Below are 21,275 nucleotides of genomic sequence, written 5' to 3'. Positions count from 1 at the left end.
ATAAAATTTGCTAATTCAGGTGATTTGTTATATATTATGGGAACGTTTTATGTTATAATTAATTAAAGGGGAAATCCTTGAGTTTATAGAAGGAGGGGTTTACTATGAAACCATTCAAAAGAACAGTAGAAAAAATTTTAGCATGGTGTGCCAATTTTATTTTAATAGTTTTAACGGGAGTTTTAGCGTATAACTCATTTTTTAAAATTTCAGCTTTAAAAGATAACCAAGAATTTTTAAATCTTTTTAAAGATGAAATTGCTAAAAATTCTAACGGGGTAAATTTATCGGCTGAACAAATAATTGACTATACGATTCAAGGGATTAAGATGTATTCAGTTCTATTAATCGTATTAGTTGTAGTTGCACTATTAGCGACATTCCTAATGAAAAAACGTATTTTATCTGGAATACTTTTCTTATTATTAGCGATTGTAGTGGCTGTTGGAACAGTAGGGTTATTAGTGCCTGTATATCTATTCTACTTCATTGTAGCAATTATGCTATTTGTTAGAAAAGAAAGACGTGAGGAATATCAAGATACAGTTAATTATCTGTAAGGATAAATTTGAGAATGCTTTAGGTTACTATATTTAAAAAAAGGTGAATGTGTATGTTAAGTAATATTTTATTGTTTTGTCAAATATTAATAAGTTTATATAGTCTTTATATAAGCTTTAAAAATTCGAAGTATATGAAACAATCTAATTGGCATAATAGTATAATTTGTTATGTATTTCTAGGTATGATTAGCAATAATACGGATAATATATCTACTAAAGCAATTCTTACATTAGTAATGTTTTTAATATTAATAAGTGAGTTTAATACAATAAAAATATTAAAAAATAACGATACAGAATTAGTTGTAGAAAAGATATAGATTTATTGAATAGTAATATATTGATTTTTAAAAATGAATAAATTTATAGAGTAACTTTATGATTGTGATTTTTAAATCATGATTTTAAGGTTGCTCTTAATTTTTATTATCATCGGGGATATTCAATGTATAAATTTTTTTGTTTGAAATGTAGTTAATCAAATTTTAATAAATTACAATATTGTGGTATAATTTATACAGATAAATAATGAAGGATTTATTATGAAAAAATATAGTTATAATGAAAGATTAATAGAAAAATTAAATATTATACCTTTTATAGAGAAATATAATTTTGATAACGAGAGATATAATACGGCTATTTTTTGTGCTTTAAGTTCTTTGCACAGCCACAGTGCTAGATTCGAACCTATCGAGTCGAAGTCAATATTACTTGGAGATTATTTTAGTTTTGAGTATTATAGTTTACTAAAAGATGATTTGGATAAGTTAAGTATTTTGACTGAAACTATGCGAGTTGGGTACTTTCAAATTCTTACTAAGAGAATGAGTGAGGAAGAGTTTTATTTAAGTATAATAAAGACATGGTTTAATTTTTATAATATCGAGTTTCAAGAATTTGATAGTAAAGCGGTGATCTTTGTATAAGATTAATGGAGAATAGAATGTTAAAACAGTATGAAATTTTGGTACATGATGTATTAGAAGATATTTTTGATATTACTAGAAGTGAAGATGATAGATTAAATGAAATTATCAAGAAGTATTTTCTGAATGGTGGAAAGAGGGTTAGAGTCCTTCTTTTACTTATGTGTGCCAAATTAGGAAATTTTGAATTGAATAGAAAAGATATAATTCGGATGGCTAGTATAGTTGAAATAATTCATACTGCTAGTTTGATTCATGATGATATTATTGATAATGCTGATACAAGACGTGGAAGTGTTACAATGAATAAACAGTATGGAAATGAATTTGCCCTTTATTTAGGAGACTATCTTTTTGCAGTAGTTTTAAGAGAAGTTGCTAAGTTCGAAGATGAGAGAATACACATCTATTTGACAGAGACTTTAAAGGAACTTTGTATAGGTGAGCTTATCCAAGAAGATGGCTTGTATAATATTAAGACTAGAAGACTAGATTACCTTAAGAAGATTAAGAGAAAAACAGCGATATTAATTGCCTTCTCTTGTGTGGCAGGAAGTATAGTAGCTAAAGCTTCTGATGAAGACATACGTAGTACTTTTTCATTTGGTTACTATTTAGGAATGAGCTATCAAATAATTGACGATTACTTAGATTTTGCAGGAGGAGCGCAAAATCTTGGAAAAGAGGTAGGGCAAGATTTAATGAATGGTAATATTACATTGCCAGCTTTAATAGCGAAGAAAGAAAATCCAGAATTATTTAATAATTTCACAAAAAGAACTAGTAGAAAAGAAAAAGAAAATATTATAAATTATATAAAAAATAATGATAGGATTTTATCAGAGACATTGACTATAAGTAGAAAATATTTAGAAAAAGCTCAGAAGAGTATCGATAATATTGATTCTACTGTAAAAACTGAATTAACTTTTATAATGAATAAGTTAGCAAGGAGAGATAATTAGATGGATTTACAAAAATTTTTAGAGGAATTAAAAGATATAGATTTTTCTGCATTAGATAGAGAGCAGCAGGAGGAGTTTCGTACAGTACTTTTAGATAATGGGTTATTTGATGAATGTTTAGAATTATCAAGAGTAATTTATGAACAAAACAGAGAAGAGGACACAGCTATTGAAGGATATGTTCACAATCTTCTTTATCTAGATAAGAAAGATGATGCGTTAGTAGTATTGTATAATTCTCCAAAAACACCCGCGATTTTATATCAAGAAGGTCTAATATATTTAGAAGATGAATTATATGAAATTGCTGAAGAAAAGTTCTTAGCTGCAAGAGCCGGAACAGATTTTGATGAGGCTATTCGTGCAATTGATAAAGAGTTAGTAGGGATTTATTTAACAACAGGAAGAGAAGATAAAGCTAGAAGCTTAAGTGAGAGAATTTTTTATGAAGAACCATCTTTAGAGAATTTCCAAACTGCATTTGATAATTTATTTGCTTTAGGATTGTTTGAAGAGGCTATTGATTTCTATAATCAAAACGGAAGAGGATATGAGGATCCAGGAATTTTATTCTCTTTAGCATTCGCATATAATCAAATCCAAAACTTAGAAAAATCTAAAATGCACCTATTAAAAACTATTGCTCTTGATCCTGATTTTACAGAAGCGTACTTACATTTAGGGCACATGTCAAAAGGTGATGAGGCTAAGAGATACTTAGAAAAATATGTAGAACTACAGGGAATGGCTATTAGTGGTTATTTACATCTAATTTCTCTGTATAAAGAAGATCAGCAATATGACACTATTCGTACGCTAATGCAAGAGGTATTAACAGCACAAGGTCTTTCGGAAGAAACATTATTTATAACTATACACGCGCTTAAATCATTATATGAGTATGAAAAAATCTATGATTTATATAATGGTAATGCGTTGCTAAAAGATGATCCGATTCTTCTAGGTGCAGCATTAAATGCTCTGTCAGAAGAGGAAGATTATATCGATTTTGTAGAAGAAGAAGTGGTTACATATTTTGATGTTTTACACGATGATCCAACATATGTAGAAACTCTAAGAAATGTTTATGATTTGACTGGAAGTTCAAGAGTTTTAGAAATAATTAATCATTTTGAACATCATCATGGACCACATGGACATCATTAGTATAAGATAAATTACATTAAGAATAGGAGGTGTGAATTATGGATTATAGCTTTAAAGATATTTATTCCAGAGCAAAGTCGGCTGTAGAAACTGATAGTTATGTAATCTATCAAACTATAAAGTCTAAGTTATACTTTAGTGGAAATTATTTATTAATGAAAAAAGAGCCTACTACGATAGAAGAGCTTGAATATTATGTCTCTTCATGCAGAAACTTTTTTAGAGATAAAGGGGTCAACTTTATTCATTTAGCAGCAATGGAGAATGTGACGTTATCAAGGAAATTAAAAAAATATTTAAAAAAGGAAAGTTTTAGTGAGATTAATCTGTATCTATATTATTTGAATATTAGAGATTTTGTAGAACAGGAGATAAGTGAGTTTACTGTTGAATATCTACAGAAACCAGATTTAAATAGGTATTTAAAATTCCAATACAAAATAGATATGGAATCAAGCAATGAAGAATGGGCTGAGCACAATCAGACGATACTTTATGAAGATATTAGATCTGAGAATATTAAACAACTTGTCGCTAAGGACGGAGAAAAAATAATAGGTTCAGCTAATGTTATCGTTAAAAATAATTTTTTTGAAATTGATAATCTATATATAGCACCTGAATATAGAAATCGTGGTATAGCTAAACACATAATTAGTTTTGCAATAAATAATGAACGAAAAGAAAATGTAATTCTAGTAGTGGATGCTAATGATACTCCAAAATATATGTATGAGAATATAGGGTTTTCTAAGATATCGGAGCAAGATTTTTATTTGAAAACTAATATGTAAAGTTATAGAAGAGTAATTCAGAAAGCTTTGGATTACTCTTTTAACAATTGAAATAAGTCTTTGGAAAGAACAAAGATAGGTTAAGGGCTTTAAAGTAGATAAATTTTCAATTGAAATGTAAATTTTATTTTTAAGATTATTTTCGTGTTATTATTGTTAAAATAGTTAATATGTAGTACACTAGTATAAGAATATATGGATAAAGGATGTGAGTAAAGTAGTGAAGAGAACTGGAAAAAGAATTTTAAAGTTTATAATTGAGTCAACAGCAGTGATTTTAATTATTTATGGTGTATTTTCAGCAGGTGCTCAGATTAAGGCTAGGAAAGATGCTATTAAACAGCAAGAACTGGCTCAACAAGAAGCACAGAATGAAGAAAATAAACAGGAAGAACCAGTTGTTGAAAATAAAAAGCTTAGTGAGATAGAATTGAATGAAGCAATGGAAAATCTACTAGAACAATACAAAGGTAATAACGAGATAGGTATTGTTTATAAGAACTTTTCTACAGGATATAGATATGCACAAGAGGATAAGCATTACTTTACTGCAGCTAGTACAATTAAGGTTATTTATGCAATGAAGATATATGATCGTATTAGAAATGGTGAACTATCTAAGGATGCAGATATATATTATAATCCGAAGTTTTTAGAAGAGGGTAATGGTCAGATAACAAACAATACAAAGCAAGATAGTTATAAATTAGATTATGTTATTCAAAATATGATTCAGTATTCTGATAATACTGCTACAAATATGTTGATGGGGAATAGTGCGACTGCCTCGGCTTTTGTAGTTAAGTATTTGTCAGAAATGGGAGTAACATTACCACAGGTAGAAGCTCAAAAAAACAGAATCACTCCAGCGATGATGGAAGTAGTATGGACTAAGTTGTATAAAGAACGAGATAAATATCCAGAATTACTAAAGTATCTTGAGGATTCAGATGATGGTGAATGGATAAAAGAGGGTATTCCGGATAAGAAAGTAGCTAGTAAGTATGGTGCTATAGAGACAAATTATCATGATACAGCTTTAGTTTTTGGCGATAAGGATTATATGTTGCTAATTTATACAAATAATTTGAATAACTCAGGACAAAGTATAAAAAATATTGCGAAAAAAATTGATGAGATTACAAATAAAAATATGTAGTAAGAAAATATGAACATGAAATTTTATTTTCTCAATGAAGCTAAGGTTATAGTGGGCTGACTCAAAAAGCCTATATTTTTAAAAAGAGTTTATAAAATACAGAGGTTTATTGATATCTAAACTTGATTTATAAAAGTTTTGTAGATATCTAATAAACTTTGTGAGGGGGTGACTCAACAAAATCTTATTTCTCTGAAATGATGATTTTTGAGTCACTCCTGTTATTTTTATTATGTATTTTTCAAACATCAGTGATAGAAGGGGCGTCAAGTTTTTTTGATGTTTATCCATATTCCTTTATTATTTTCAATTTTCATGCTATAATTAACAGGTTATATAAATAAGACAGTATATAAAATCGGATAAATTAAGGAGAAACAAATGACAACATTTGAAGAATTAGGGGTTAGTCAAGAGACGGTTCAGTCGCTAACCAATATGAATTTTATATCTCCAACTGGTATTCAAACAGAAACAATTCCATATGTATTATCAGGGATTGATATTTTAGCACAAGCACAAACAGGATCAGGAAAAACAGGTGCTTTTGGAATACCGTTAGTAGATACAGTAAGGCGTAATGATCAATTGCAATCATTAATACTTGCCCCAACAAGAGAACTAGCTCAACAAGTAGGAGAACAGCTTCGACTTATGTCAAGAGCGAAAGGATTAAAAGTTAGCATCGTATTTGGTGGAACAAGTATTGAAAGACAAATTCAAGATTTGAAAAAACGTCCACAAATAATAGTAGGTACGCCTGGTCGTGTGATTGACCATATTAATAGAAGAACAATAAAATTAGATGCATTAACACATTTAGTCCTAGATGAAGCGGATGAAATGTTAAATATGGGATTCATCGAAGATGTTAGATTTATTCTATCAAAGATAACATCAAAACATCAAACGCTGTTATTCTCAGCAACTATGCCAAAAACAATCATGGAACTTTCAAAAGATTTCATGAATGATTATAAACTTATAAAAACTATGAGTGATGAAGAGCTGAAACCGGATATTACAGAATATGCAACAATTGCTAGAGAAAATGAAAAATTAGAAACATTAGTTGGTTTCTTAGATGTTCAAAATCCAAACTTAGCGATTGTTTTTGGAAGAACTAAACGTCGTGTTGATGAACTTGCAAGTGCTTTAATCGCAAAAGGATATTTAGCTGAAGGATTGCACGGAGATATTACTCAATCAAAACGTTTGGAAATCTTACGTAAATTTAAAAATAATTCGTTACAAATTCTTGTTGCAACTGATGTTGCTGCTCGTGGTATTGATATTAGTGATGTTACACATGTATATAACTTTGATATTCCGCAAGATGTAGAAAGCTATACTCACAGAATCGGAAGAACAGGTCGTGCCGGAAAATCTGGAGTAGCAATAACATTTTTAAATCCTGTAGAAATGCCGTATTTAAAAGATATAGAAAGTTCTCGTGGAGAGAGAATGAAGATGTTACGTCCATATTCACAAGAAGAAGTGAAAAAAGCACGCCACAATAGATTATTCGATGAAGTTATCTCAGAAATGGATAACAATCATGTAGAATTTAATAGTTTAGCTAATAAATTGTTAGCTGAAACTAATGCGGAGAAAGTTATAACTATATTACTTAGTAAATTAATAAATGATAAAAAAGAAGTTGATGTGGAATTATCATTTGAAAAACCACTTCCTCGTAGACAAGATAAAGGTAGACGTTCGAATAGAGGAAATGATAGACGCCGACGTTCAGATAATAGAGATAAGAAAAATCGTAATGAACGTCGTGGTACAGATAAAAAATTCTTCGATAAAAAAGGCCGTAGAATGCAGAATAAATAGTATAGAAAAGGGGCTGACCCAAAAGTCCTAAATTTAAAAAAAGTGTATATGCGAACTCATAGACGCAGTGGTTTATTGACATCTAAATTCGCTTTATAAAAGCTTTTTAGATATCTAATAAACTGTGCGGGGGTGACTCGACAAAATCGATTTCTCTGAAATCACGATTTTTGAGTCACTCCCTTTTTATCTATAAAAAAATAGTTGTATACTTTTGTTTAAATATTACTGGAGTAATTTAATTGTTTAATGTATAATATATTGTGAAAGTATATAAAATGAAAAAATTTAAGGGGAATAAGAAATGAAAAAATTCGTTATTCTATTAGGTGCATTATGTATTTCAATATGTACGTTTTTATTATTTTATGGAGATACAGCATATCAAAAGTGGCAAGATTATAATTTTCAATCTCAGGTAAAAAAAATAGTTCAAGATGGTGATAAATTAGAGTTAGCAAAAGATAGTAGTGTAAAATCTGGCTGGCTAAAGGATAAATATATTAAAGTTTATTATCCAAATTCGAGCACTGAACAGGCTGCTGAGATAAAAACTCGCTTAGATGTAGTTACTAAAGGATTGCAAGAGGGAAATTTAAATTTTGATAAAGATATTAAAGCGATAGAATTTTATGGAGTAGTTAATAAAGAGTCAGATTTTACTGCTGTAAAAGAAGTAAGTCTTAAAAAAGTTTTGTATAAGATTGAATCTAAGAAAATCTCATCTGCTGAAGAATCAATAGTTTCAAGTATTTATTTAGATAAAGATAATAACGAATTTACTTTATCTAGTTTATTTACTTCACCAGATGATGCTAAACAGAAATTTTTAGTTAGAATAAGACAACAATTAGCTGTTCAAGGAGCATCTGAAGAAGATATTAATAAAATTATCACAAAATTACGTGATAAAGATATGGCTACATGGAAATTTACATATAATAATTCTAAATTTAGCATAGCTGTGGAATCTAATACATCGGAGATTAATTCAGTAGATATTTCTATAAATGATTTGTACAAATATATTGATGAAACCTATTTAAAAGGAGAAGATTTAGAGAAATATAAAGTTTATATTAAGAAAAGAAGTAGAAAGGCTGTAGCATTAACGTTTGATGATGGTCCAAATCCTAATACAACACCTGTTGCTTTAGAGTTATTGAAGAAATATAATGCTAAGGGTACATTCTTTATGGTAGGAAAAGCAGTGGCTGGAAATGAAGAGATAATTAAGCAGGTTGTTGCTGAAGGGCATCAAATTGGGAATCATTCTTGGAGTCATCCATTATTAACGAAAATTAGTTTAGAACAAGCTAAAAGTCAGATTAATGATACTACTGAAGCTTTGAAAAAAGCAAGTGGTCAAGATGTACATATAATGAGACCACCATACGGAGGAATTAACGCAACTATCCAAGCTGCAGTGGATCAGTCGTTTATTTTGTGGGATGTTGACACTCTAGATTGGAAAAATCGTAATACTGCTTCTATAATGAAAGAAGTAAGAAAAGCACGTCCAGGTTCAATAATTTTAATGCATGATGTTCACCAAACATCAATTAATGCTTTACCTTCAGTGCTACAATACTTAACAGAACAAGGTTTTGAATTAGTGACGATTGATGAATTAATGGGAGATCAATTAGAGTTACATCAAAAATATACAAATAGAGAATAGAATAATAAGAAAGTTCAATGAGTAACTTCATTGAACTTTTCTTTTTTTTTAATGAAAGGACTCTAGGACTAGATTATTTATTTTTTAACTATTATGATGTAGAATAGAATTAAGAGAAGAAAATTAGTAAATTTTGCGAGGTTTATTTATGAGAGTTGAATTAGTTTCTGTCGGAACAGAGTTATTATTGGGTGATATTGTAAATACTAATACAGCATATTTATCAAAAGAATTAGCAGCACTAGGATTAGGGGTTTTTAGACAAACAACGGTCGGAGATAATCGAGAACGGTTGCTAAAAACTTTAGAGAGTGCATTTAATGAAAATGATACTGTTATAATAACTGGAGGTTTAGGGCCAACGGATGATGATATCACTAAAGAATGTGTAGCCGAATATTTTGGTCGCGATTTCTATTTTCATGAATATTCATGGGTAAAAATACTCGAGAGATTAACGAGAACAGGTAGAAATGTAATAACAGATAATAATAAAAAACAAGCTATGATTCCTGAGGGTGCTATAGTGTTAGAGAACTTTTGTGGTACCGCGCCAGGTATAATTATTGAAGAAAATAATAAACGTATTATATTAATGCCAGGACCACCAAGAGAAATGCGTGATATGTTTGAAAAAAGTGTTAAACCTTATTTAGAGAAATATAGTAAGAAAAAATTTATTTCTAAATATGTTAGGTTTTATGGTATTGGTGAATCGTTGTTAGAGACGAAAATTAAAGACATAATGGATAGACAAACTAATCCAACATTAGCGTTATACGCGAAAACAGGAGAAGTTCTACTACGAATTACAGCAAGTTCAGAAAATAAAACTAAATGTGAAGAGCTGATAAATCGTCAGCTAGAAGAAATAGAAAGTAGAGAAGGAGTTGGTGAGTATATTTATCTGGTTGGAGATGAAGATATCTCAAGCTCGCAAACGGAATTGAATAGTGCAGTTGCTAATCTCCTTATTGAAAATAATTATACAATTTCCATTGCTGAGTCTCTAACTGGAGGTAAAATCGCCTCTATGTTAGTAGAAAAAAGTGGAATTTCAGATTCATTATTAGAGGGAATAGTCTGTTATTCTAATAGGTCTAAAATAACTACATTAGGAGTAAAAGAAGAAACTTTGGAGAGATTTGGAGCTGTTAGTAAAGAGGTTGCTAGTGAGATGGTTCTAGGGATAGCAAAACGTTTAAATAGTGATTTTGCTATTGCTACGACAGGTATAGCTGGACCAAATAGCGACGAAAGTGGGAAACCTGTTGGATTAGTTTATATAGCGATTTATGCCCAAGGAGATGTTTCTGTTAAAGAATGTTTATTCGTTGGAGATAGGGAGTTAATTCGCTATAGAGCAAGTGTAGAAGCGCTTAATGAGGTGCGAAAAAATATTTTGAAAAAACTATAGTTTTTGCTTGTAAAAAGTTAAACGATTATGTATAATGTATAATAATAAAAAAGATATTTAAGGAGATTTTTATGTATACAATGAACTTATCTAGTTTGGAGTCGCCGGATCCCAGGTACGGGCAAGATGATGAATATTCCCAGGACTTCAATACTGAAATAGACTATGAAGATGAAATTTTATCAGATTATGCTGATGAAAGTTATAATGAAATAGAGTTTTCTGCTCCAGAAGAGGAGTTTTTGGATTACTCTAATGAAATGTTCCTGTATAAGGAGTATTTGTATGATTTTGCAGATGATTACGAATATGATGAAGTTAGTATATCTAATGATCAAATAATGTTAGAAAATATAAGTGAAGCTTAAAAATAACATTAATAAAAAATTAGACCTATAAGTGATACACTTATAGGTCAATTTTGTGATATTTAAATAAAAATTCTTATATCAGAAATTAAATAATAATATCTTGCGGAAATATTATATTATTTAATTTCATTTTAATGACATTATGTATAATTGTTTTTACTGAATATGATATAATAGAGATTAGAAAGAAAGGAGGAGAAATGTTGAAATATTGTAAAATTATAAGTTTTGGACTATTGTGTTTTAGTTTAACTATAACTACGAGTACTGAAATAAAAGCAGATTATTTTACAGATTATAATACAACTGTAATGGATACAGTACTAAGGGATAATATATTTAATTTTGATTTATTCTCTAGAAGTAGAAGTTACTCTCTTCCTGTTATAAAAAATAATCTAATTCAGAGTAATATGGAAGAATTGGAGTATAGTGCTGAATTACTGAATTATAAAAAGAATTCACATAACTATCTAATTTTCTATTCACTTGATAATAATAATATTCCAAATGAAATGTTTAGAATACAATTAAAAAATAGTGGTGCTGGTAAAATAGTTGATAAAAGTTTACTAAAACTTTTTGTATCGAATAGTAGAATAATAATGAATGTTATGAGTTATGAAATTGATAATAAAGGAAATATAGAGAATCTTGAATATTCTAAATCAAGTCAAATATATTTTACTAAAAAGAATATCAATCTAGTTGTAACAGAAGGTAAAAAAGAGGTAGTAAATAGAACGATTGAATTAAGAAATGCACCGAAGGATGATAAGGTTTCAGTTTTACCATATGAAGTGGAACAGTATTATCGACCTGATAAATATTATAGTTATACAAAAGCTAAAATATTGGTAGATGGTAAGGAAACAAGTTCGGAGAATATAGAAGTTCCATATCTATCGAAAAAAATAGAAGTGCAATTAACTCAGGATAAAGATTACTGGAATAATGTGAAAATAGAATATCCTTCGGAATTTAAGAAGAATAATAAAGAGTTTTTAATCAAACAGGGAGTATCGTTTGGTAACTTCATTAAAGAAAATGAAATTAAAGATATAACTAGTAATGATTCAAGTTATGATTTTTCTGGTTATTATTTAGATGACAAGGAAGTTGCAAATTCTCAAGTATTAGGAAATAATATAAAAATTGAAGCAAAATATAATACAAAAATATTATTAGATAACGGCATTACTAAGAAAGAAGTGACGTTGCTAACTGGTCAGAAACTAAGTGAAATAGATACTAAGTTCTTTGATAGAGAAAAATATCATGTTGATAGCTATACTATTATAGATGCAAAAGATAATTCTAAAATTAATGAAATTAAGGATTTATCTGAAGTTAGTATTGATAATAGTATTATAGTAAAAGCAAATTATAAAGAAAATACTAATACTATTAAAATTCGTCAAGATGATTACAATAAACGTTTTGGTAAGGTTGATGACAGTATAAAAGATAAGGATATAGAGTGGCCTGAAACTAAAAAAATAGGGGAGTTATTAGCAGAACTTCGTAAAAAAATTAAACCAAATTCAGGATATGAAGTACTATTTAGATCCAATAAGAAAGTAATCAGCGATGATGATTATATTACAGCAGAGACAGTTTTAGAGATTTACTTTAAAAAAGTGGATAGTGAGTGGGTTACTGTTAAGTTTGTAGGACGTGGTATTGATAAATTCTTGTCTGATGGTCAAGAGGTATTAGTAGGTTCTAGAATAGATAGTATGATTAATTTACCGACAGCTACTGGAGTTACAGAGCAAGAGTTCTTAGGTTGGCAGGCAAATAGCGATTATTTAATGGCTGGTGAAAACTCAGAAAATATCAGAGTTTCTAAAAACAAGCTATTGCAAACTAATGAATTAGGTGCTGTAGTTACAGAAAAAGAAAAAAATATTGAATTTACTGCAGTATATAGAAAGTTGTTTAATGTAGAATTTGAAAAAACTTTTGAAGGAAATATTAATCTTTCTAAAGGAACATCTAATGTTTTAAGAGTTGATGAATTTAATAATATTGGAGATGCTACAAAAAATAATAAAATAATAGTAGTACCTAAATCGGGTTACTCATTATCTCATTTTATTGCAAACAAAACAGTAAAAGTAAATATGGATAAAGGGACAAAAGAGATTTTTGTAGGTCAAAAAATTAAAGAAAATGATCTTTATAATATCGTTCCTACATCAGATTTAAAAATCACTCCGGTGTTTAAATTAAGTGTAATTCCGTCAACACTAGAAGAAATGATAGAAAACAATAAGATAAAAACTATTGATGATGCATTAGATCTAAAGTTTGAATCAACTGAAAATATTAAAAAAATATTAGGACCACTTTATTATTTAAGGTAGTATAAAAAGGCTTAGCGAAATGCTGAGCCTTTTTATAATTCAATTAGATTTTCTCTAAAAATTGTTCTACTTCTTTTTGCGTTTTAGCAAGTCTTGATACAAAACGACTAACTTCAACATTGTTTTTGTAACCTACAAAAGAAGGAATACCAAAAATATCAAGAGCTTGAGATATTTCTGGGTAGTCATCACGATTAACGTAGATGAATTTTATTTCTGGAAACTTGTTCATCGTTTCTTCTAAATAACGATCAAGCATGATGCAATCAGGGCACCATGTTGCAGAAAATACAAAAACAATTTTTTCATTTTCCTCTTTTAAAGTTTTAAATTGTTCTATAGAGTTTAATTTTTCTATATAGTTAAACATATAATCACCTCATTTATGGAAAAATTATATCATAAAAAGAAGTATTTATCATTAACAATGCTTTGAAGGTTTAACTGGAAAATATTGAAAGGTATTGAAAATCTTTGATAATAAGATGATTTCAATTTTCGATTACAAATGTAAGCATATCTATTGAATTAAATTGTTAAATGTTGCATAATATGAAATATAGAGATTAAGTCTAACTTAAGAAAAGATAAGGGAAATACTAATCTTTAATTGATAAAAGCTATACTATATTATAGAGGTGAAAACATGGCAAAACATTATGATTATATTGCAATTGGTGGAGGAAGCGGTGGAATAGCTTCAATTAACCGAGCTGCAATGTACGGTGTAAAAGGATTGTTAATCGAAGGTAATGAATTAGGAGGAACATGTGTAAACGTTGGATGTGTTCCTAAGAAAGTTATGTGGCATGCGTCACAAATATCTGAAAGTTTAAAACTATACGCAAATGATTATGGATTTAATTTTGGAGATGTAGAATTTGACTTTTCAAAATTAGTAGGTAACCGTTCTGCATATATTGATAGAATTCATGGTTCTTATGAACGTGGATTAAATAATAATAAAGTAGATTTAGTAAGAGGATATGCTAAATTTGTAAATAAAAATACAGTTGAAGTAAATGGTGAACAGTATACAGCTGATCACATTTTAATAGCGACTGGTGGACAACCAACTATACCTAATGTTGAAGGAGCTGAGTTTGGTGTCACTTCTAATGAAGTATTTGCACTTAAACAACTACCAAAACGTATTGCTGTAGTAGGTGCAGGATATATCGCAGTAGAACTTGCTGGGGTATTCAACGGATTAGGTGTTGATACTCACTTATTTGTACGTCGCGATCGTCCTTTAAGAACTTTTGATAAAGATATAGTAGATACTTTAGTAAAAGTTATTAATGAAGAAGGTCCAACTCTTCACACAAATGCTATTCCTAAAAAAGTTGTAAAAAATGCTGATGACAGTGTTACTTTAGTGCTTGAAGATGGACGCGAAACTACAGTTGACTTATTAATCTGGGCAATCGGTAGAAAACCATTATCTGAAAATCTTAACTTAGAAGCAGCAGGTGTGGAAGTGGATGAGCGTGGATTTATTCCAACAGACAAATACCAAAATACTAATGTAGAAGGGATTTATGCAGTTGGTGATGTAACAGGTCGTCTTGCCTTAACTCCAGTTGCTGTTGCGGCAGGACGTAGATTATCAGAAAGATTATTTAATAATAAACCTGAAGAGCACTTAGACTATACTAATGTAGCTACAGTAGTATTCTCACACCCAGCTATTGGTTCTATTGGATATACAGAAGAACAGGCTATTAAAGAGTTTGGTGAAGAAAATATTAAAGTTTATAAATCATCATTCACTCCAATGTATTCTGCAATAACTAGTCACAGACAACCATGCTTTATGAAACTAGTAACTCTTGGGGAAGATGAGAAAGTTATTGGATTACACGGAATTGGATATGGTGTTGATGAAATGATTCAAGGTTTTGCTGTAGCTATTAAAATGGGCGCAACAAAACGTGATTTTGATAACACAGTAGCAATTCATCCAACAGGTTCTGAAGAATTCGTAACAATGAGATAATTATATAAAGATAAAAGTAGGACAATTTTAAAATTTTGATTTTTTGGAAATCAATCTTATTGAATTGTCCTGCTTATTTTATTGGATATGCTTATAGTAAATTTATAAAAAATTGCTGTAGTCTTTTAGTCACTCCCTTTTTTCTTGACATTTGATTTTTATAGGAGTATGCTGAACGTAGGAGGGGATTACTATGAAAAAATTATTAAAAACAGTAATTATTGGGATATTCACAGTATCTATATCAACGGGTTGTGTAAGATTTAGTAAAGAGAATCCAGAAAAAAATGTTACAAAAGAATCTTCTAATAAAGTCTTTAGTGAATGGATTGGAGAGAAAGGGATAGATAGTGTTAAAATTAACACAATGAAAAATAATGTTAAAATTTATTATCACGATAACGAAACAATTTTAATAAAAGGAAACTTTAAGGGAAAATATAATTATTCTACAGAGAATAATTCACTTAATATTAATTCTACTGCTGAAGAATCAGATGAAAATAGTCTAACGATATATCTTCCAAAAAAAGAATATAAAAGTATTAGTATAGAAAATAAAGATGCAACTTCGAAAGTATTTGATATAAATGTTAAGAATTTAATTGTTAATAGTAATGATGAGATAGATGTTGATGGAGCTGAAGTAGAAAACCTTAAATTATCTACTAGCAATAAAAAGGTACAGATTACTAAGGATACTATTAAAAATGCAGTAATTAAAACTAAAAATAATGCGAAAATAATAGTAGATCAAACTAAAGTAAATTCTGTGAATATGGTAACAGATGCTGGCGATATATTTGTTAGGATAATAGGTAATAAAGAAGATTATCAAATTAATTACAGTAAGAATACAACAGCTGCTATGGAAAGACAAATAACAGCAATTTCAAATAAAGGAAAAGTTGAAATTAGCTTTATTTAAATTAGAGTATAGATTTTTCAAAATATTAAAAAGGGAGTGACTCGACAAAATTGATTTCTCCGAAATCACAATTTTTAAGTCACTCTCAAATTTTTAAAATTTCCCGTTTTTTATGAAATTTTCTAGTTTTCTTCTGTCTTTATCGCTCATTCGAATATGTCTATTTTTTAATTTTCGTGAATTATGTTTTTTTGTTATTTTAGAAACATTTTGTTTTCTATCTTTTAGTTCTTTTATAAACATATGGCAGTCTCTTAGAATAGCGCCATAGCCAAGAGTAGTATTGCGCTCATCGTTATCATCACTTACAACTATAATGTCAATAAAGTGATCAATTCTTAGTTCACGAGTTTTTCTTTCTATCCACTGGTCTGCACGTTCTCCAGTTTTTGTATAAACAATACTGATAGGTGGTTCTTCTTTAATATATTCTTTTGCACGAGTAAGATATGCATCGAATACGCAGTAGACAATGTAATTATTTCCGCCTGCATATTCACGTAAAATATCAATTAGAACATCACGTTCAGTAGGGAAGGTAGAGCTTTTTATTAAGTTATATTCTTTCATACGAAAAAGTAAATTATAACCATCAATAAATAAATATTGTTTTTTCATAAAAAAGCCTCCTTTAATAATTTAATTAATTATTTTTCTCATATCAACATGTTCAATTCCAGCATCTAAATATATTTTATCATTAATTCGGTTGTAACCTAATGATTCATAGAATTTTTCAGCTTGAATTTGAGCACTTAATTCTATAATTACTTCTTTTTTTAGAATTTGTTTGGCTATGTTTTCGCAGCCAATAATAAGTTTACGACCGATACCTTTTCCACGATATTTTTTATCAATAACAACGCGTCCAATGTGAATAACGTCTTTATCAAGATCTATAAGACGAGCGATTCCGATAAGTTTATCATCATTAAAATATCCAATATGAACAGTGTTCGTACTATGATCTTTGTCATCTAATTCTAGTTCGATAGGAACATTTTGTTCTTCGACAAATACTTTAATACGGAGAGCAAAACCAAGGTCAAGCTCTTCTTTAGATTTTAATATTTTAATCATTAGACTTTATTCTTTCATACATAATTATTCCAGCGGCTACAGAAGCATTTAAGCTTTGGATTTTCCCTAACATTGGTAGGTGATATAAGAAGTCACATTCATTAGTAACAACTTTACTCATTCCTTCGCCTTCATTACCAATTACAATAGCTAAAGGTACATCTTTTGCAATTTTTGTGTAGTCTTCAGAACGTTCTGCTAGTGTAGTTCCAGCGATCCAGAACCCTTTTTCTTTTAGTTTTTTAATTGCATCAGTTAGGTTTGATACGCGAATAACGGGCATGTGTTCAATTGCTCCTGCAGATGCTTTAACCGCAGTTTGGCTAACCACAGCAGCACGACGTTTAGGGATTATTATAGCTTTAACACCACTAGCCTCAGCAGTTCTAATTATCGCTCCAAGATTATGTGGATCTTCAATATGATCTAAAATTAGTAGGGTAGTATCCTTATTAATTTCTAGGTTATTTACTACTTCATCAAGTTCAAAGTAAGCGTATGGTGCAACATAGGCGATAACCCCTTGATGACGTTCAGTAGTAGAATTATCTAGTTTACGTTTTGGAACTTCTTGACAAATGATTTTTTTCTCATTAGCAATAGCAAAAATAGATTTTAATCTTCCTTTTTCAATACCTTCTTGGAATAAAATTTTATTAATTTCACGACCAGATTTAATTGCTTCAAGTATAGCGTTACGTCCAGCAATTACTTCTTTGTCTAAATCAATTTCAGAAGTTTCAACTTGAGGTTTTTGTTCTTTATTTTTTAATCTTAATTCTTTATAGTGTTTATTGTTTTTCTTCATATAATTTAATTATGTAGTTAAACATTTCCTCCAATCTTTCAAAGTTTTTTTCTAAATATAAATAGCCGAATACTGCCTCTAAACCTGTAGCAAGTTTATACTCCATAATACTTGCGTTCTTTGCTTTAGAGTTGTTTTTTTGATTTTTTGCACGGTTATAAATTTTTTCTTCTTGTTCTGTTAATATACTATTATTTAGTATGTTTTCCATAAAACTTGCTTGGGCTCTAGCAGATACGATTGTAGAAACTGTTTTATGAAGATCATTTATTTTTCCTAAGTGATTTTTCATAACGTATTCTCTACTCATAATATCATAGATACTGTCTCCTATGTAGGCAAGGGTTAAAGCTTGCATTTGATTCGGGTTAGCGAAGTTTTTTTCAGTAAATTTAAAAGTTATATTTTTTTCCATCGTACACCTTGTTTAGTATCTTCTAAGATAATTCCTTGTTCTTTTAAGTCATCTCTGATTTTATCAGCTAAGGCGAAGTCACGGTTTTTACGAGCTTCTTCACGTTCAGCTATTAAACTTTCGATGTGTTCACTATCAAGTGTATTGTCTTCTTTTACGTTTATTCCAAGAATTGAACTATATGTTTCAAATGCAGCGTTAATTAGCTCTAGAGTTTCTTTGTTAACAGCTTCTTTTGCTGTGTATGAATTAGATATTCTTACGATTTCATACCAAGAAGAAAGTGCATTTGCTGTATTAAAATCATCTTGCATATATTCTTCAAATTTGTTTAACTCTTCTGTAATTAATGCTACAACTTCTGTATCTAGTTTTTCATCAGTCATATCATTATTTAGTCTGAATTGTAGGTTTTGATAAGACGTTTTAATTTTTTCAAAGTTTGTTTTCGCAAGTTCAATATTTTCTAGTGTATAGTTAATTGGAGTTCTGTAGTGAACTGTCAACATGAATAAGCGAAGTACCATTGGGTCTATTTCTGCAATAATATCTTTTACAAGGCGGAAGTTACCTAAGCTTTTACTCATTTTGACATTATCAATATTAATAAATGCATTATGCATCCAATAGTTACTGAATGGTGCATGGTTGTGACATTCAGATTGTGCAATTTCATTCTCGTGGTGAGGGAATGTTAAGTCTTGTCCACCAGCGTGGATGTCGATTGTATCACCTAGAGTTTCTTTTGCCATTACAGAACATTCAATATGCCAACCAGGGCGACCTTCTCCAAATGGACTATCCCATTTAACTTCACCTGGTTTAGCTTTTTTCCAAAGTGCAAAATCAAGAGGATCTTCTTTGTGTTCACCAACTTCAATACGAGCACCGCTAATTAAGTCATCGATAGATTGTTTACTTAATTTTCCGTAATCTTCTTTTTTACGTGTTCTGAAATAAACATCACCATTAGCTTCGTATGCAAATCCTTCTTCAACAAGTTTTGAGATAAAATTAATTATTTCTTGCATGTATTCAGTAACTCTAGGGTTTTTCGTTGCTCTCTTACATCCAAGTGCATCATAGTCTTTAAAGAAAGCTGTGATGTACTTGTCAGTTAGTTCACTTGTAGAAATTCCTTCTTCATTACTAGCCTTAATAATTTTATCATCAACGTCTGTAAAGTTAGAGATAAAATCTACTTCATATCCACTGTGTTCTAAATATTTGCGTACTACATCAAAAACGATGATAGGACGTGCATTACCAATATGTATATAGTTATATACAGTAGGTCCACAAACGTACATTCTTACTTTGTTTTCTTCAATTGTTTTTAAAATTTCTTTTTGTTTTGTCAATGTATTATAGAGTTTAATCATAAATAGCTCCTTTTAAAAGGGAGGTTTGTAAATAAAAAATCATTAGTATATTAATTAACTAATAAGCAACTCCCAAATTTCTTCTATATCATAATAACTAAAAAAGTCTATTACTTAAATTTTAACACAAAATGCCTATAAAATGAATTATTTATTAATGTTTTATAAAAGATAATCAATTTTTAATTGTTTTAAATTTATATTTGTATTAAAATATATAGAGGAAAAAAATAAAGGATAAGGATATCATGAAATTATCAGATACTATTTATGCTACAGAGAAACATAAGAATGCCAAAGATGTTATTTTAATAATAATAGGAACGGTTTTATTCTCTATTTATGCTGGTTTATTAATCCCTGTAAATAATATTGGAGCAGGTGGGGCTTTGGGGTTAAGTTTAGTGGTGAATAAGTTAACAGGAATAAAAATAGGGACGATTCAGTTTATATTAAACGTTCCACTATTTTATATAGGTTATAGATATATTGGTAGAAAGTTTGTAATACTTACAGGAGTTGTCATAAGTATTTCATCTTTCTTAATAAATAATTTACCAAAGATTATTACTCCGGTGAATTTAGGTGATTCTTTAGTTGCCGCAATTTTTTGTGGAATCATTTCGGGATTAGCAATGTGCTGTTTATTAGTTGCGGGTGCTTCTACTGGGGGAACAGATATTACAGGTAAATTCATTTCTAAAAAAATGGATTTTAATTTACCGACGGTATTTCTTATACAAGATATTACAGTTTATACAATAGTATGGATATTTTTTGATATAAAATATGTAATGTATGCCCTTGTTATGAGTTTTGTTCGTAATCAAACGATGAGAGGTGTTCAAAAATTCTTTTCTGCATATATTCAATGTACAATTATCTGTAAAAATCCTGAGGTTATGGTGGAACTTATTAATAATACTTTACATAGAGGTTCGACGATAATGGATGTAGAGGGTGGATATTCTCATGAGAAGAAACGAATGATAATTGTAGTTATTCAGCAAAATGAGATGTATCAATTGCGTAAATTGGTAGCAAAAAATTGTCCAGAAGCATTTATAACAGTAAGTGCAGTAAATACAATAGTAGGTAACTTTAAAGAACATTCTTATAGATTATAGTAACGTGGATAGTACGACTTAAAAACATAGTTTTTTAAGTCGTATTTATGGGAGTGACTCAAAAATCGTGATTTCGTAGAAATCGATTTTGTCGAGTCACCTCCGCACAGTTTATTAGATATCTAAAAAGCTTTTATAAAGCGAATTTAGATATCAATAAACCACTGCGTCTATGAGTTCTCATATGAACTTTGTCATTTGGGTCAATCCCATAATGAAGAAAGGTTAGAAAGGGAAAAAAGTTGCTAATTGACCATTTTTGATATATAATATCTAGTG

General features: G+C 29.5%; 21 protein-coding genes. 15 read left to right on the top strand and 6 right to left on the bottom strand.

Features of this window, described 5'->3' with window-relative positions:
• Positions 1–104: 104 nt before the first annotated feature.
• The 12 genes from RWN11_RS02010 to RWN11_RS01955 all read left to right on the top strand — a co-directional run bounded on the left by RWN11_RS02010 (position 105) and on the right by RWN11_RS01955 (position 13,257).
• Entirely contained in the window at positions 105–560 is a 456-nt protein-coding gene (locus RWN11_RS02010) for a DUF4064 domain-containing protein (RefSeq protein ID WP_314160132.1), read from the top strand.
• 134 nt (positions 561–694) lie between these two features.
• A complete protein-coding gene (locus RWN11_RS02005; RefSeq protein WP_314160131.1) occupies positions 695–883 on the top strand; it encodes a hypothetical protein in 189 nt (62 codons plus the stop codon).
• A 222-nt stretch (positions 884–1,105) separates the two neighbouring features.
• Positions 1,106–1,492: a hypothetical protein gene (locus RWN11_RS02000; RefSeq protein WP_314160130.1), complete on the top strand. Its 387-nt coding sequence runs from the start codon at positions 1,106–1,108 to the stop codon at positions 1,490–1,492.
• Positions 1,493–1,509: 17 nt separating this feature from the next.
• Entirely contained in the window at positions 1,510–2,457 is a 948-nt protein-coding gene (locus RWN11_RS01995; protein WP_314160129.1) for a polyprenyl synthetase family protein, read from the top strand.
• Positions 2,458–3,624 (top strand): slei family protein, encoded by a 1,167-nt coding sequence (locus RWN11_RS01990; RefSeq protein ID WP_314160128.1) that lies wholly within the window; start codon positions 2,458–2,460, stop codon positions 3,622–3,624.
• Positions 3,625–3,662: 38 nt separating this feature from the next.
• Positions 3,663–4,418, top strand: a complete 756-nt coding sequence (locus tag RWN11_RS01985) for a GNAT family N-acetyltransferase (RefSeq protein ID WP_314160127.1) — start codon at positions 3,663–3,665, stop codon at positions 4,416–4,418.
• Between the two features lie 220 nt (positions 4,419–4,638).
• Positions 4,639–5,577, top strand: coding sequence for a serine hydrolase (locus RWN11_RS01980; RefSeq protein WP_314160126.1), 939 nt, complete (start codon positions 4,639–4,641; stop codon positions 5,575–5,577).
• Positions 5,578–5,958: 381 nt separating this feature from the next.
• Positions 5,959–7,419, top strand: coding sequence for a DEAD/DEAH box helicase (locus RWN11_RS01975; RefSeq protein WP_314160125.1), 1,461 nt, complete (start codon positions 5,959–5,961; stop codon positions 7,417–7,419).
• Between the two features lie 304 nt (positions 7,420–7,723).
• The gene (locus RWN11_RS01970) at positions 7,724–9,100 is read left to right on the top strand and encodes a polysaccharide deacetylase family protein (protein WP_314160124.1); all 1,377 of its coding nucleotides are present in this window, start codon (positions 7,724–7,726) and stop codon (positions 9,098–9,100) included.
• 148 nt (positions 9,101–9,248) lie between these two features.
• Entirely contained in the window at positions 9,249–10,517 is a 1,269-nt protein-coding gene (locus tag RWN11_RS01965; RefSeq protein ID WP_314160123.1) for a competence/damage-inducible protein A, read from the top strand.
• Between the two features lie 71 nt (positions 10,518–10,588).
• On the top strand, positions 10,589–10,885 hold the full coding sequence (locus RWN11_RS01960) for a DNA topoisomerase IV (RefSeq protein WP_314160122.1): 297 nt from the start codon (positions 10,589–10,591) through the stop codon (positions 10,883–10,885).
• 203 nt (positions 10,886–11,088) lie between these two features.
• Positions 11,089–13,257, top strand: a complete 2,169-nt coding sequence (locus tag RWN11_RS01955) for a hypothetical protein (protein ID WP_314160121.1) — start codon at positions 11,089–11,091, stop codon at positions 13,255–13,257.
• Between the two features lie 43 nt (positions 13,258–13,300).
• Here the strand turns inward: RWN11_RS01955 and RWN11_RS01950 are convergent, their stop codons facing one another.
• Positions 13,301–13,627, bottom strand: coding sequence for a thioredoxin family protein (locus RWN11_RS01950; protein ID WP_060913758.1), 327 nt, complete (start codon positions 13,625–13,627; stop codon positions 13,301–13,303).
• A gap of 276 nt (positions 13,628–13,903) precedes the next feature.
• On the opposite strand from RWN11_RS01950, the gene gorA reads away from it, so the two are divergent.
• Positions 13,904–15,256 (top strand): glutathione-disulfide reductase, encoded by a 1,353-nt coding sequence (gene gorA, locus RWN11_RS01945; protein WP_304094357.1) that lies wholly within the window; start codon positions 13,904–13,906, stop codon positions 15,254–15,256.
• Between the two features lie 193 nt (positions 15,257–15,449).
• Complete coding sequence (locus RWN11_RS01940) at positions 15,450–16,184, top strand: DUF4097 family beta strand repeat-containing protein (protein WP_314160120.1); 735 nt, start codon at positions 15,450–15,452, stop codon at positions 16,182–16,184.
• A gap of 93 nt (positions 16,185–16,277) precedes the next feature.
• Here the strand turns inward: RWN11_RS01940 and RWN11_RS01935 are convergent, their stop codons facing one another.
• Genes RWN11_RS01935 through cysS form a run of 5 tightly spaced genes read right to left on the bottom strand, consistent with a single transcriptional unit; the run spans position 16,278 to position 19,869 of the window.
• Positions 16,278–16,802 carry an NYN domain-containing protein gene (locus RWN11_RS01935; RefSeq protein WP_314160119.1) on the bottom strand — a complete coding sequence of 175 codons (525 nt, stop codon included), beginning with the start codon at positions 16,800–16,802 and terminating at the stop codon, positions 16,278–16,280.
• A 21-nt stretch (positions 16,803–16,823) separates the two neighbouring features.
• Positions 16,824–17,264: a GNAT family N-acetyltransferase gene (locus RWN11_RS01930; RefSeq protein WP_314160118.1), complete on the bottom strand. Its 441-nt coding sequence runs from the start codon at positions 17,262–17,264 to the stop codon at positions 16,824–16,826.
• Complete coding sequence (gene rlmB / locus RWN11_RS01925; protein WP_314160117.1) at positions 17,257–18,072, bottom strand: 23S rRNA (guanosine(2251)-2'-O)-methyltransferase RlmB; 816 nt, start codon at positions 18,070–18,072, stop codon at positions 17,257–17,259. The genes RWN11_RS01930 and rlmB overlap by 8 nt, the downstream gene beginning before the upstream one ends.
• Complete coding sequence (locus RWN11_RS01920) at positions 18,056–18,487, bottom strand: Mini-ribonuclease 3 (protein ID WP_048803296.1); 432 nt, start codon at positions 18,485–18,487, stop codon at positions 18,056–18,058. Before RWN11_RS01920 ends, rlmB begins: the two co-directional genes overlap by 17 nt.
• Positions 18,472–19,869 (bottom strand): cysteine--tRNA ligase, encoded by a 1,398-nt coding sequence (gene cysS, locus RWN11_RS01915; protein ID WP_314160116.1) that lies wholly within the window; start codon positions 19,867–19,869, stop codon positions 18,472–18,474. The genes RWN11_RS01920 and cysS overlap by 16 nt, the downstream gene beginning before the upstream one ends.
• 248 nt (positions 19,870–20,117) lie before the next feature.
• Here cysS and RWN11_RS01910 point away from each other — a divergent pair, with 248 nt between their 5' ends.
• Positions 20,118–20,996 (top strand): YitT family protein, encoded by an 879-nt coding sequence (locus RWN11_RS01910; RefSeq protein WP_314160115.1) that lies wholly within the window; start codon positions 20,118–20,120, stop codon positions 20,994–20,996.
• The last annotated feature ends 279 nt before the right edge of the window (positions 20,997–21,275 follow it).

This window comes from uncultured Gemella sp. (assembly GCF_963519265.1).
Lineage (GTDB): Bacteria > Bacillota > Bacilli > Staphylococcales > Gemellaceae > Gemella.
This window is presented reverse-complemented; position numbering and strand designations above follow the sequence as displayed.

Coding starts and splice junctions, on each gene's coding strand:
- RWN11_RS01930 (WP_314160118.1), bottom strand. CDS start 17,264: ATGATTAAAATATTAAAATCTAAAGAAGAGCTTGACCTTGGTTTTGCT.
- RWN11_RS01965 (WP_314160123.1), top strand. CDS start 9,249: ATGAGAGTTGAATTAGTTTCTGTCGGAACAGAGTTATTATTGGGTGAT.
- RWN11_RS01985 (WP_314160127.1), top strand. CDS start 3,663: ATGGATTATAGCTTTAAAGATATTTATTCCAGAGCAAAGTCGGCTGTA.
- RWN11_RS01920 (WP_048803296.1), bottom strand. CDS start 18,487: ATGGAAAAAAATATAACTTTTAAATTTACTGAAAAAAACTTCGCTAAC.
- RWN11_RS01975 (WP_314160125.1), top strand. CDS start 5,959: ATGACAACATTTGAAGAATTAGGGGTTAGTCAAGAGACGGTTCAGTCG.
- RWN11_RS01990 (WP_314160128.1), top strand. CDS start 2,458: ATGGATTTACAAAAATTTTTAGAGGAATTAAAAGATATAGATTTTTCT.
- RWN11_RS01995 (WP_314160129.1), top strand. CDS start 1,510: ATGTTAAAACAGTATGAAATTTTGGTACATGATGTATTAGAAGATATT.
- cysS (WP_314160116.1), bottom strand. CDS start 19,869: ATGATTAAACTCTATAATACATTGACAAAACAAAAAGAAATTTTAAAA.
- RWN11_RS01910 (WP_314160115.1), top strand. CDS start 20,118: ATGAAATTATCAGATACTATTTATGCTACAGAGAAACATAAGAATGCC.
- RWN11_RS02010 (WP_314160132.1), top strand. CDS start 105: ATGAAACCATTCAAAAGAACAGTAGAAAAAATTTTAGCATGGTGTGCC.
- RWN11_RS01955 (WP_314160121.1), top strand. CDS start 11,089: ATGTTGAAATATTGTAAAATTATAAGTTTTGGACTATTGTGTTTTAGT.
- RWN11_RS02005 (WP_314160131.1), top strand. CDS start 695: ATGAAACAATCTAATTGGCATAATAGTATAATTTGTTATGTATTTCTA.
- RWN11_RS01970 (WP_314160124.1), top strand. CDS start 7,724: ATGAAAAAATTCGTTATTCTATTAGGTGCATTATGTATTTCAATATGT.
- RWN11_RS01940 (WP_314160120.1), top strand. CDS start 15,450: ATGAAAAAATTATTAAAAACAGTAATTATTGGGATATTCACAGTATCT.
- RWN11_RS02000 (WP_314160130.1), top strand. CDS start 1,106: ATGAAAAAATATAGTTATAATGAAAGATTAATAGAAAAATTAAATATT.
- rlmB (WP_314160117.1), bottom strand. CDS start 18,072: ATGAAGAAAAACAATAAACACTATAAAGAATTAAGATTAAAAAATAAA.
- RWN11_RS01960 (WP_314160122.1), top strand. CDS start 10,589: ATGTATACAATGAACTTATCTAGTTTGGAGTCGCCGGATCCCAGGTAC.
- gorA (WP_304094357.1), top strand. CDS start 13,904: ATGGCAAAACATTATGATTATATTGCAATTGGTGGAGGAAGCGGTGGA.
- RWN11_RS01950 (WP_060913758.1), bottom strand. CDS start 13,627: ATGTTTAACTATATAGAAAAATTAAACTCTATAGAACAATTTAAAACT.
- RWN11_RS01935 (WP_314160119.1), bottom strand. CDS start 16,802: ATGAAAAAACAATATTTATTTATTGATGGTTATAATTTACTTTTTCGT.